The organism is Lysinibacillus sp. FSL K6-3209 (genome assembly GCF_037976175.1).
In the GTDB taxonomy this organism is placed as follows: Bacteria; Bacillota; Bacilli; order Bacillales_A; family Planococcaceae; genus Lysinibacillus; species Lysinibacillus sphaericus_D.
Map to the genome: position 1 here is coordinate 723,931 of NZ_CP150264.1, position 13,127 is coordinate 737,057.

Consider the following 13,127-nt stretch of genomic DNA (forward strand, 5'->3'; position numbering starts at 1 on the left):
AATTTTTTTACCTCTTGTTGTAGCCTCACTATAGCGAGAGGTTTTTTTATGGAATATGCAGTACAATTATTACAAATGGCGATTAATGTAAGTTAATGAATTAAACTTACTTTATCCCATTTCAGTTAGCGCTTTAAGGACACTGTTTGCATGAAACTGTTACACAATGGTAAAATGAAATTTGAGACTCGTATAGGAAGTGAAAAATATTCATGGCAAACCTATTAAATAAATTATTTGATTTCAATAAACGTGAGTTAAAAAAATTAGAAAAAATCGCTGACCAAGTTGAGGGATTCGCTTCTCAAATGGAACAGCTTTCAGATGACCAACTACAAGCGAAGACAGAAGAATTTAAAAAGCGTTATGCAGATGGCGAAAAATTAGATTCTATTCGTGCTGAAGCGTTTGCGGTGAGTCGTGAGGCGTCGAAACGTATATTAGGCATGTATCCTTTCCGCGTGCAAATCATGGGTGCTGCTTCACTTGATGAAGGTAATATTTCAGAGATGAAAACCGGTGAAGGTAAAACGTTAACAGCGACGATGGCGGTTTATTTAAATGCTATTACTGGTAAAGGCGTGCATGTTGTGACAGTCAATGAATATTTGGCTAGTCGTGACGCCGCTGAGATGGGCCAACTGTATAATTTCTTAGGCCTTACTGTAGGTTTAAATTTAAACAGTTTATCAAAAGAAGAGAAGCGCGCTGCATATGAAGCGGATATTACGTATAGTACAAACAATGAGTTAGGGTTTGACTATTTACGTGACAATATGGTGCTTTATAAAGAAGAACGTGTGCAACGTCCGTTACACTATGCTGTTATCGATGAGGTGGACTCGATTTTAATTGATGAAGCACGTACGCCATTAATTATCTCGGGTCAGGCTGGGAAATCAGCACAATTGTACAAACAGTCTAATGCATTTGTCCGCATGTTAAGTGCAGAGACAGATTACACATATGAAGAGTCGACAAAAGGTGTTACGCTAACGGATGCTGGTGTAGAAAAAGCCGAAAAAGCATTTGGTATCGACAATTTATTTGATTTAACACATGTACGATTAAATCATGCAATTAACCAATCATTAAAGGCACATGTGAGTATGCATAATGATGTTGACTATGTAGTCCAAGATGGCGAAATTGTCATTGTTGACGGCTTTACGGGACGTTTAATGAAAGGGCGTCGCTATTCGGATGGCCTTCACCAAGCAATTGAAGCTAAAGAGGGCGTTGAGATTCAAAATGAATCGATGACAATGGCTACAATTACATTCCAAAACTATTTCCGTATGTATCAGAAACTTGCAGGTATGACAGGTACAGCGAAAACAGAAGAAGAAGAGTTCCGCAATATTTACAATATGAGTGTTATTGCGATTCCAACGAATAAGCCTATCGCTCGTGATGACCGTCCAGATTTAATTTTTGCTTCGATGGAAGGAAAATATAAAGCGGTGGCGGCTGACATTGCTGAACGCCATAAGGCAGGACAACCTGTACTTGTCGGTACAGTTGCGATTGAAACGTCAGAAATTATTTCGCAATTGCTTAATAAACATAAAATTCCACATAACGTATTGAATGCGAAAAACCATGAGCGTGAAGCGGAAATCATCGCAAATGCTGGTTTAAAAGGTGCTGTTACGATCGCAACGAATATGGCTGGTCGTGGTACGGATATTAAACCTGGTGAAGGTGTATTAGAAATTGGTGGTTTAGCAGTTATCGGTACAGAGCGTCACGAATCACGTCGTATTGATAATCAGTTACGTGGTCGTTCTGGACGTCAAGGGAATCCAGGGGTTACGCAATTCTACTTGTCACTGGAAGATGATTTAATGCGTCGTTTTGGCTCTGACAATATGAAGTCGATGATGATGCGATTAGGAATGGATGATTCACAACCATTACAATCGAAAGTAGTATCAAGAGCTGTAGAATCAGCGCAAAAACGTGTTGAAGGGAATAACTTTGATGCACGTAAACGTTTATTACAATATGATGATGTTTTACGTCAGCAACGTGAGATTATTTACAAAGAACGTTATGATGTTTTAGAAACAGAAAATATGCGTGTACTTGTAGAGTCCATGATTCAGGAATCAATTGATAATGTTGTTGGCCTTTATACACAAGGAGAGCAGCAGAACGATTGGAACTTAAAAGCGATTGAGGATTATGTATCCGCAAATCTATTAGAAGAGGGTACATTAAAAGTAGCTGATTTCCAAGGTAAATCTGCTGAAGACATTATTGCACTTATTTCTGACGCTGTGCATCAACGCTATGATGAAAAAGAAGCAGAGCTAACACCAGAGCGTATGCGTGAGTTTGAAAAAGTTATCTTATTGCGTTCGATTGATACGAAGTGGATTGACCATATTGACGCAATGGATCAATTACGACAAGGGATACACTTACGTGCTTATGGTCAAAATGATCCATTACGCGAATATCAACAAGAAGGCTTTGCTATGTTTGAGGATATGGTGGCTTCCATTCGTGAAGATGTAGCGAAATACGCGATGAAAGCTGAAATTCGCAGTAACTTAGAACGTGAAGAGGTTGCGAAAGGTCAGGCTGTGAACCCGAAAGAAGATGGTTCTCCAGCACCGAAAAAACAACCTGTACGTAATGCGGAAAATATTGGTCGAAATGATTTATGCCCATGTGGTAGTGGAAAGAAATTTAAAAACTGTCATGGTGCAGGTCAATAAATAATAGTAAAAGATCAATTCAACGGATAGTTGAGTTGATCTTTTTTATCTATTTCTAGAAAATATGGGGTTAAAAGTCAGAATTAATAGACAATAGACAACTGAGAGTATACAATAATTGTAACAATAGGTATTTAGTACAATGAAAGTGAATAGTATAGCAGATTATTGAATAATTTCATTAAGTCCACATGAACTTTCTTTTTTGACTAAAAGGGAGGTGAATTGATCTTCAGTAGACAAAATTCTCGAGGGTATGCTCGAGGAAGTACATAGAGTACAACGAGATACATGTACATTCCTTTTTAATTCAGATAATAAACATGATATTTAAGGAGGAGTAATCATTGCATTATAATTGTGGAGACATTATGAGTAGTGAAACTATGTTGTATATACCTGAGTATGATGCCTTTGGAAATTTATGTACACGTGTAATTGAAAGGGACTTTCAATATATATCTAAATTATCACCTACGAGGTTAATGGATTTTAATCTTCGTTATTTTGGGTCTAGCTTACGAGGGGCTTTTGATGGTTCTAAGATGATATTAGGTAAGCTGAATAAAAATCCTATTGTTGTTCATGAGCGTTTTAATATTTTATGGTTCCCTAGTAAGTCGCCCTTACATCCTGAATGTATTTGGTTTGCTGTGCATCATATTGATGACTATATCGCAGTTGATAAAAAGCAAACAAAGGTGGTCTTTATGAACGGCCAAGAAATTATTGTGGATGTTAGCCCAAAAGCCTTTGAATACCGTATTCAAAGGGCGTTCTTATTAAAATATAAGCTTGAGAAGCGTACAAAGCATTTACTTGTACAATTTGATCGAGTCAAAGTTTTTCAACGTGTGGCAAAGTTGGAGGATGATTCAAAGCAAGATGAGAGCTAGAGATTAACCACGCATAATTACCCCAAGATAAATCACGGAAGTAAGTACTAAGAATGAATTCATTGCAACTTTAATTTCTTCATACTTTTTCAAATGTAAACTAACTATTATCAATTGCAGACATTTACTAGTGAACTAGTTCACGAGCTAAATTTGAATACAAATGAATAATATTTGCTTATACGAAAGGGTGGAAATGGATGATTTATTATGAAACGACTTGTATTTGTTGTAAGAAACTGTTTAAGCTTTTAGAAGGAACAAGGAAATATCAACTTTATAAGGTAAATCGAAATAGACGTTTGACATGCGAGCATTGTGATCAAAAGATTCATACGGAAGCGCGTAAAAGCTTACTTGGAAAATTAAATTAGTGAAATTGAACAAAGAAAATAGTAGCACAAGCTAAGCTAGTTTGTACTACTATTTTTTTGTTCAAGCTTTGCCATTTTTTAAGCGTAACCTATGGAGATATTGAAAATAGTATGTTTTCCGCCTCAAAAACGCTATAATAAAAAGATACGGATTTTATTTATAATATCCATTAAAAATGTTCGGAGGATTTAACAATGATTGAATTAGCAGATGTACGTAATGTGTTAGACACTACAGCCACTAAATTGGCGGACTTTAGGGGGTCTCTTTGACTTAGAAAACAAGGAGGCACGTATTCAGGAATTAGATGAAATGATGTTAGAGCCTGGTTTCTGGGACGATCAACAAGGAGCACAAGTAGTTATTAATGAAGGGAATGGCTTGAAGGCCATTGTTAATGAATATAAAGAATTAGTCGATACACATGAAAACTTAGATATGACACTGGAGTTATTGCGTGAAGAGCCTGATGAGGAATTGCAAGAGGAGCTAGGCAATGAGCTAGCAGAATTCCAACAAAAAATGAATGATTTTGAGCTGCAACTACTATTAAGTGGCCCATACGATCATAACAATGCGATTTTAGAGCTGCATCCTGGTGCTGGTGGTACTGAGTCTCAAGACTGGGGTTCGATGTTGCTTCGTATGTATACGCGTTGGGCTGAAAAACGTGGCTTTAAAGTAGAAACAGTCGATTATCTTCCAGGTGATGAAGCAGGTATAAAATCCGTAACATTATCTATTAAAGGACATAATGCGTACGGTTACTTACAGGCTGAAAAAGGCGTACACCGTTTAGTACGTATTTCACCGTTTGATTCATCAGGTCGTCGTCATACATCATTCGTGTCATGCGATGTTATGCCAGAATTTGATGACAATATTGAAGTAGATATTCGTACCGAGGATTTAAAAATTGATACGTATCGTGCAACAGGTGCAGGTGGTCAGCATATTAATACAACCGATTCAGCGGTCCGTATTACGCATATTCCAACAGGTACTGTTGTTCAATGTCAAGCAGAGCGTTCACAAATTAAAAACCGTGAAAAAGCCATGACAATGTTGAAAGGTAAATTATACCAGTTAGAAATTGACAAGCAACAAGCACAACTTGATGAAATTCGTGGAGAGCAAAAGGAAATTGGCTGGGGTTCTCAAATTCGTTCATACGTGTTCCATCCATACTCAATGGTAAAAGATCATCGCACAAGTGAAGAAACAGGGAATGTAGGAGCAGTTATGGACGGAGACATAGATCCATTCATCAATGCCTATTTACGTTCTAAAATCGGATAATGAATGAAAACCTCAGAAGCAACAAGCTTCTGAGGTTTTTTAAGGTGTCAGGCACTCAAACAATTCTGAATTTTCTAGGTGTCAGGCACTCAAAATGGTGGGTGATAGGGGGCATCATGGCTAAGTTGCTTGCGCTCTTCCATATAATGTTTATAGAGCATAGATGCATTGACAAATTGTTTACTAATCGAGCCATATTTAATAGGGAGCTCGATTTTTATCTCATTTTTCAACGTAATGATACAACCATCAATGCTTGGTGAAATATTCGAAATGGCATGAAGTCCAATCCAAATATTATGTATAGAGTTTGGCGAGTAGGTCGGCAAAAAAATGCAAGGAAAGCCATAATCATAAGCAACAACAATTGGCAGTTTATGTTGATTACCAAAAAAACGTTTCGCAGAAAATTTTGCTGCTTCATACGTTGTGCCCATTGAAATGCATGACTTCCGTAAAACATGCAAAGGCTTGCGTGTCACAATTAGCTCATTATGCTTGTCGATGACCCTAGTGAAAATTTTAGATTCATGTTGAATCGGTTGTAATAAGTAAGTATTGAAAGACATTAAATAACCATTTACATAATTTTTGGACATATATGTAATGCCTCCTTTTGGGAATATTTATTTGTAGTGTAAATGACCAAGACGAATACTGAAAATATGGATAAAAAACGAAAATGTCTAGAAATTGATACTATTTCTTTAGAAATTTGCTTAAAAATACGCTATAATTCTAATAAATGATAGTTGATTTTAATTTGTTTAACGTTGCAATTTGGTCTGAATTTTCTTATAATTTAGAAAAGGATCGAGGTGGAGATCGTTGGATAAATATTATTCGTACACAGATTTTCTAAAAGCCGTTGGTCAGTCAAAAAAAGTTGATGAGGCAGAGAAATTATTGAACGAGATTTATTTAGATTTATTTTTAAATCATATCCAGCGTATGCATCGTGAAGAACAGCTAATGGTTCTGATAGATAGAACACTCGATGAACGTGATGAAAAGGCTTTTCATCTATACGCAGCTGAACTAGAGGCATTACACAAAATAGCCAGTGAATAATACTAGATAAGACCGCTTTCCGTTACGGGGAGCGGATTTTTTTGTCTGCAATGAAATAGAAAGCACCTTATTGCATTCATAGGACAATAAGGATAATTTTCTTTGTCATTTGTAAAATTTATAGAATTGTATGATTAAAGAAAGGGTATATACCTAATGATGGATATAAGGAGTTAAAGTGTTTAGATTCTAGAGAAATAAAAGATAGCGTTAGTTGTAGTGATGAGTAACGATAAAAAAATGAGTTGTAATAAAATGGAAAATGCGAAATTGAGAAAAATAACAAACATTCGTTCGTTAAATGTTCGATATTTTAGTACTGCTATGCTAAAATATATGTACAAATTGGAAGGAAAGGACGGGAACATGCGTGCAAACATTTGATTTACAGGCGCCATATCAGCCTAACGGGGATCAGCCACAGGCGATTGCGGAATTAGTGGAGGGTGTACGTGAAGGGAAACGACATCAAACTTTGCTTGGCGCAACAGGAACGGGCAAAACATTTACAATTTCTAATGTTATCCAGCAAGTAAAAAAACCAACGCTGATTATGGCCCACAATAAAACACTAGCAGGTCAATTATATAGTGAGTTCAAAGAGTTCTTCCCAAATAATGCGGTTGAATACTTTGTGAGTTATTATGATTACTTTCAGCCTGAAGCGTATGTTCCACAAACAGATACGTATATCGAAAAAGATTCAAGCATTAATGATGAAATCGACAAGCTGCGTCACTCAGCGACATCAGCTCTGTTCGAACGTGATGATGTCATCATTATTGCTTCAGTGTCTTGTATATATGGTTTAGGTTCTCCTGAAGAATATCGCGAATTGGTTGTATCCATTCGAACAGGGATGGAGATTGAACGCAATCAGTTGCTTCGAAAACTAGTAGATGTGCAATATGAACGTAATGATATTAGTTTTACACGCGGAACGTTTCGTGTGCGAGGTGACGTTGTCGAAATTTTCCCAGCCTCTCGTGATGAACATTGCGTTCGTGTGGAATTTTTCGGAGATGAGATTGATCGCATTCGAGAAGTCGATGCGTTAACAGGAGAAATATTGGCAGATCGTGACCATGTAGCAATTTTCCCAGCCTCCCACTTCGTTACACGCGAAGAAAAAATGCTGAAAGCGATTGATAATATTGAACAAGAATTAGAACAACGTCTTGCGTTATTGCGAGCAGAAGATAAGCTATTGGAAGCGCAGCGTTTAGAGCAACGCACGCGCTATGATTTAGAAATGATGCGTGAAATGGGCTTTTGTTCAGGTATTGAAAACTACTCACGTCATTTAACATTACGTGAAGCTGGTGCCACACCATACACATTACTTGATTACTTCCCAGAAGACTTTCTGCTAATTGTTGATGAGAGTCACGTGACATTACCACAGGTACGGGGTATGTATAACGGGGACCAAGCCCGAAAAGGGGTACTAGTGGAGCATGGCTTCCGTTTGCCATCTGCACTAGACAATCGTCCTTTGCGTTTTGAGGAGTTTGAGAGACATATACATCAAGCCATTTATGTATCAGCAACGCCTGGTCCATATGAACTTGAACATACACCGGAAATGGTGGAACAAATTATTCGTCCGACAGGATTACTTGATCCATTAATTGACGTGCGTCCGATTGAAGGGCAAATCGATGATTTAATTGACGAAATTCATGACCGTATTGCGTGCAATGAACGTGTCCTCGTTACAACGTTGACGAAAAAAATGTCGGAAGATTTATCTGCTTATTTGAAGGAAATGGGCTTAAAAGTGGAATACTTACATTCAGAGATTAAGACATTAGAGCGTATTGAAATTATTCGCGAGCTTCGTAAAGGTACATATGATGTACTAATCGGCATTAATTTATTGCGTGAAGGTTTAGATATTCCTGAAGTATCACTTGTAGCGATATTAGATGCGGATAAGGAAGGGTTTTTACGTTCGGAACGTTCGCTTATTCAAACAATTGGTCGTGCGGCACGTAATGCCAATGGACATGTTATCATGTACGCAGATAATATGACAGATTCGATGAAAAAGGCGATTGAGGAAACGAAACGTCGTCGTTCAATTCAAATGGCGTACAATGAGGAACATGGCATTACACCGAAAACGATTGTCAAAAAGATTCCGGATGTTATTCGTGCGACACAAGTGGCAGAGGAAGAGGAATCTTATGTAACAAAGGCAACGAAAGGCAAGAAGTTGACGAAGGCAGAGAAAGAGAAATTGCTGGCATCTCTTGAAGTAGAGATGAAGGAAGCGGCTAAAGCGCTTGATTTCGAACGAGCAGCTGAACTACGAGATACAATATTTGAATTGAAAGCAGAAGGGTGATTGGCTTGTGAAAAATACAGAAATCGTCGTGCAAGGCGCACGAGCACATAATTTAAAAAATATAAATGTCACAATTCCACGTGATCAATTAGTCGTGTTAACAGGTTTATCGGGTTCTGGGAAGTCTTCATTAGCGTTTGATACGATATATGCCGAGGGGCAACGTCGTTATGTAGAATCGCTATCTGCCTATGCGCGCCAATTTCTCGGCCAAATGGATAAACCAGATGTAGATGCAATTGAGGGGCTATCGCCTGCCATTTCAATCGATCAGAAAACGACAAGTCGTAATCCGCGCTCAACAGTTGGAACCGTTACGGAAATCTATGATTATTTACGTTTACTATTCGCTCGTATTGGAAAGCCTATATGTCCAAATCATGGTATAGAGATTACATCGCAAACGATTGAGCAAATGGTGGATCGTTTATTAGTTTATCCAGAACGTACGAAAATGCAATTACTGGCACCGATGATTTCAGGTCGTAAAGGAACACATGTCAAGTTACTAGAAGACTTGAAAAAGCAAGGTTTTGTACGCGTACGGATTGACGGTGAATTACGCGATTTAGACGATGCGATTGATCTTGATAAAAATAAAAAGCATTCGATAGAAGTTGTAGTCGATCGCGTTGTTGTTAAAGAGGGGATTGCAGCTCGTCTTAGTGATTCGTTAGAAACAGCTCTTCGATTAGCAGAAGGACGCGTTCTTGTTGATGTTATGGAACATGAAGAATTATTATTTAGCGAACATCATGCCTGCCCATTATGTGGATTTTCAATAGGAGAGCTAGAGCCTCGTATGTTTTCATTTAACAGTCCGTTTGGAGCATGTACAAGCTGTGACGGGTTAGGAACAACGCAGGAGGTTGATTTAGAATTAATCGTGCCAGATTGGGAACGTTCATTATTAGAGCACGCCATTGCACCATGGGAGCCTACCAGCTCACAATATTATCCACAACTATTAAAGGCAGTATGTGATCATTACGCTATTCCGATGGACGTACCTGTCAAAGATTTACCTAAAGAAAAAATGGATAAGATTTTATATGGTTCTGGTAAAGATAAAATTCGCTTCTATTATGAAAATGAATTTGGCAATGTACGAGATCAGATGATTGAATTTGAAGGTGTGGTGCGCAATGTAGAGCGCCGTTTTAAAGAAACAACTTCTGATTATGTACGAGAGCAAATGGAGAAATATATGGCACAGCAAGCTTGTCCATCTTGTAAAGGTTACCGATTAAAGCCTGAAACATTAGCTGTAAAAATTGGCGATCAACATATTGGACAAGTAACAGCGTATTCGATTCAGGAGGCAGATACGTTTTTCAAAGAGCTCGATTTATCTGAAAAGGATATGCAAATTGCGAGACTCGTATTGCGTGAAATAGAGGAACGACTTGGCTTCCTAGTGAATGTAGGGTTAGATTATTTAACATTAAATCGTGCAGCTGGAACACTTTCAGGTGGAGAAGCACAACGAATTCGTTTGGCAACACAAATTGGTTCTCGCTTAACAGGTGTACTCTATATTTTAGATGAACCATCCATTGGACTACATCAGCGAGACAATGACCGTCTTATTAGTACGCTACAAAATATGCGAGATATCGGCAATACACTGATTGTTGTCGAGCATGATGAAGACACAATGCTAGCGGCAGATTATCTGATTGATGTTGGTCCAGGCGCTGGTGTACATGGTGGGCAAATTGTAGCAGCAGGTACGCCACAGGAAGTCATGGATAATCCGCAGTCGTTAACTGGTCAATATTTGAGCGGCAAGAAGTTTATACCACTACCAGTAGAGCGTCGTAAACCAAATGGACGTAAATTATCTATAGTGGGGGCAAAGGAAAACAATCTACAGAACGTCAAAGTAGATGTGCCATTAGGTTTATTTGTAGCAGTAACAGGTGTATCTGGATCAGGTAAATCAACACTAATTAATGAAATTTTATATAAAACATTAGCCCAAAAGCTCAACCGTTCAAAGGTAAAGCCAGGCGCACATAAAGAAGTATCAGGGATCGATGAATTGGAAAAGGTTATCGATATTGACCAATCGCCAATAGGAAGAACTCCTCGCTCCAATCCTGCAACGTATACGGGTGTCTTTGACGATATTCGCGATGTGTTTGCCACAACAAATGAAGCAAAAGTACGTGGCTATAAAAAAGGACGTTTTAGCTTTAACGTTAAAGGTGGCCGTTGTGAAGCATGTCGGGGTGACGGGATTATTAAAATTGAAATGCATTTCCTACCAGATGTTTATGTGCCATGTGAGGTATGCCATGGGAAACGATACAACCGTGAAACACTTGAAGTAAAATATAAAGATAAAAGTATTGCCGATATTTTAGATATGACAATTGAAAATGCCGTCGTGTTTTTCGAAAATATCCCTAAAATCCAACGAAAATTACAAACGATTGTTGATGTTGGCTTAGGGTATATGAAATTAGGTCAACCTGCGACAACACTATCTGGTGGTGAGGCGCAACGTGTCAAATTGGCATCTGAATTACATCGTCGCTCAACAGGTAAGTCATTTTACATTTTAGATGAGCCGACGACGGGCTTACATGCAGATGATATTGCGCGTTTACTAATTGTTTTACAACGACTTGTAGAAAATGGGGATTCGGTGCTCGTTATTGAGCATAATTTAGATGTTATTAAAACAGCGGATTACATTATTGATCTAGGGCCAGAAGGTGGCGATAAAGGAGGTACCATTGTTGCAACTGGTACACCAGAAGAAGTAATGGAAGTGGCTGGCTCTTATACCGGTAAATATTTAAAACCAATATTAATACGTGATCGTCAACGTATGGAAACAGCTTTAACAGAAGCAATAAAATAAATTTTTACAATCAGCAAAACGTAAAAAATTATAAAAATCTGCTCTGTTTCCGAGAGTGAGATTTAAGACCTCGCACGCTATTAAGCATTTGGCACATCTAGCATAAGTCTTATTTTCACTCTGGAAATGTAGCAGATTTTTTAAATGACAGTATCAAAAAAACATCTAGATAGCAGATACGAAAACTTTTTTACTGTATGATCGTGCATGCTTTTTCTTTTTTCAGTGAAACTTTTCACATATGGAGACGTATAAATAAATATAACAATCTGTGGGAGGCTATACCATTATGCAAAATGAACGTCAACGAATTTTAGAACTTGTGGAAAAAGGAACAATTTCAGCGCAAGAGGCGATTACATTATTAGAAGCATTAGAGCAACCTAACAAGTCCACTGAAAGCAGTATGAACGATGCGTCGAATACGGATCAGCAATCCTCAGCAGAAAAAGAACCTATCTTTAAAGAAGAACAAAAAAAGAAAGAGGCAGATTTCACAAAGTATTTCCAAGATGAAATCCATGATTTTCGTAAAGATTTAACACAAATTGGTTCACTCTTTATGGATATGATGAATACTGCAGTAAAAAAAGTAAAAGAATTCGATGTCTCTTCACCATTTGGAGATAAATTTGAATTTACACATACCGAAGAACTTGCAGCAGCGCATATAGAAAATATTATGGTTGAGCTACCAAATGGTAATTTTTCATTAGAACCGTGTGAAGGTGATACTTTCCAAATTATTTGTAAGGTCAAAGCACCTCTAGTGAATGATAATGAGGAAGAAACACGTAATCATTTCTTGGAGCAATTTGTTGTGAAAAGTGAAGAAGACTCACTCCGAATTTTAAGTCAATTAAAGCTAGTACAAGTTAATGTACAAGTACTTGCACCAAAAGAAAAATTAGATAAATTATCTGTCCGTTTAATGAATGGTGGCGTAACTTTACAAAATATCGAGCTGGAGCAATTAAAGCTGAAAACATTGAATGGTGCAATTAAGGGCTCGAAGCTAGTATTTACGAAGGCGGAAGTGGATTCATCAAATGGCTCCATCGAACTAACGGATGTTCGTGGTAAAGATTTAGAAGCTGAAACTTTGAATGGGCGCGTATATTTAGATGGTGCATTAGATGAAGTAGAAGCTAAATCTATAAATGGACATGTTGTAGTGACAACATGCTCTAGTAAATCTTCAAAAATTAAAGCACATACAGTTGCAGGTGCTGTAGAAATATATGTACCACGTACAATGTCGTTAAGCGGTAAAATTGTAACGAATTTTGGTAAAGTAGATGTCGGTATTCAAGATGCATCGAAAATTGAGACACAAGATCAATTTTTATCTAAAGTAGTCCGTTTTGATAAAGAAGTGGAAGATGCCAACCGTCTATTTATTGAAGGTGAGTCGAAAACAGGAGCAGTTTTAGTGCGTTATACAACGACTGACGAACAAGAAGTGTAAAATAAGGAGCATTCAAGCAAGGAGACGAAACTGCTTGAATGCTTTTTTATATTCAGATGAAGGAATAAAC

8 protein-coding genes are annotated in these 13,127 nt (G+C 37.7%); 7 read left to right on the forward strand and 1 reads right to left on the reverse strand.

Going from position 1 to position 13,127, the window contains the following annotated elements; translation table 11 throughout:
• Window positions 1-212 precede the first annotated feature (212 nt).
• From secA to prfB, 3 genes are all read left to right on the forward strand, one after another.
• Window positions 213-2,726, forward strand: a complete 2,514-nt coding sequence (secA, locus tag MHH88_RS03440; protein ID WP_339261591.1) for a preprotein translocase subunit SecA — start codon at window positions 213-215, stop codon at window positions 2,724-2,726.
• A 371-nt stretch (window positions 2,727-3,097) separates the two neighbouring features.
• Window positions 3,098-3,622 (forward strand): competence protein ComK, encoded by a 525-nt coding sequence (locus tag MHH88_RS03445; protein ID WP_339261592.1) that lies wholly within the window; start codon window positions 3,098-3,100, stop codon window positions 3,620-3,622.
• Window positions 3,623-4,194: 572 nt separating this feature from the next.
• A protein-coding gene (gene prfB / locus MHH88_RS03450) for a peptide chain release factor 2 (RefSeq protein WP_103977644.1) occupies window positions 4,195-5,296 on the forward strand; the annotation gives its coding sequence in 2 pieces (ribosomal slippage) (window positions 4,195-4,266 and window positions 4,268-5,296; 1,101 coding nt in all).
• Window positions 5,297-5,385: 89 nt separating this feature from the next.
• Here prfB and MHH88_RS03455 read toward each other — a convergent pair.
• Complete coding sequence (locus tag MHH88_RS03455; RefSeq protein ID WP_339261593.1) at window positions 5,386-5,895, reverse strand: competence protein ComK; 510 nt, start codon at window positions 5,893-5,895, stop codon at window positions 5,386-5,388.
• A 229-nt stretch (window positions 5,896-6,124) separates the two neighbouring features.
• On the opposite strand from MHH88_RS03455, the gene MHH88_RS03460 reads away from it, so the two are divergent.
• From MHH88_RS03460 to MHH88_RS03475, 4 genes are all read left to right on the forward strand, one after another.
• Complete coding sequence (locus MHH88_RS03460) at window positions 6,125-6,367, forward strand: IDEAL domain-containing protein (protein WP_024362495.1); 243 nt, start codon at window positions 6,125-6,127, stop codon at window positions 6,365-6,367.
• A 370-nt stretch (window positions 6,368-6,737) separates the two neighbouring features.
• Complete coding sequence (gene uvrB, locus MHH88_RS03465) at window positions 6,738-8,717, forward strand: excinuclease ABC subunit UvrB (RefSeq protein ID WP_339261594.1); 1,980 nt, start codon at window positions 6,738-6,740, stop codon at window positions 8,715-8,717.
• 7 nt (window positions 8,718-8,724) lie between these two features.
• Window positions 8,725-11,589, forward strand: coding sequence for an excinuclease ABC subunit UvrA (gene uvrA / locus MHH88_RS03470; protein ID WP_339261595.1), 2,865 nt, complete (start codon window positions 8,725-8,727; stop codon window positions 11,587-11,589).
• Between the two features lie 289 nt (window positions 11,590-11,878).
• Window positions 11,879-13,057 carry a DUF4097 family beta strand repeat-containing protein gene (locus tag MHH88_RS03475; RefSeq protein WP_103977390.1) on the forward strand — a complete coding sequence of 393 codons (1,179 nt, stop codon included), beginning with the start codon at window positions 11,879-11,881 and terminating at the stop codon, window positions 13,055-13,057.
• Window positions 13,058-13,127 lie beyond the last annotated feature (70 nt).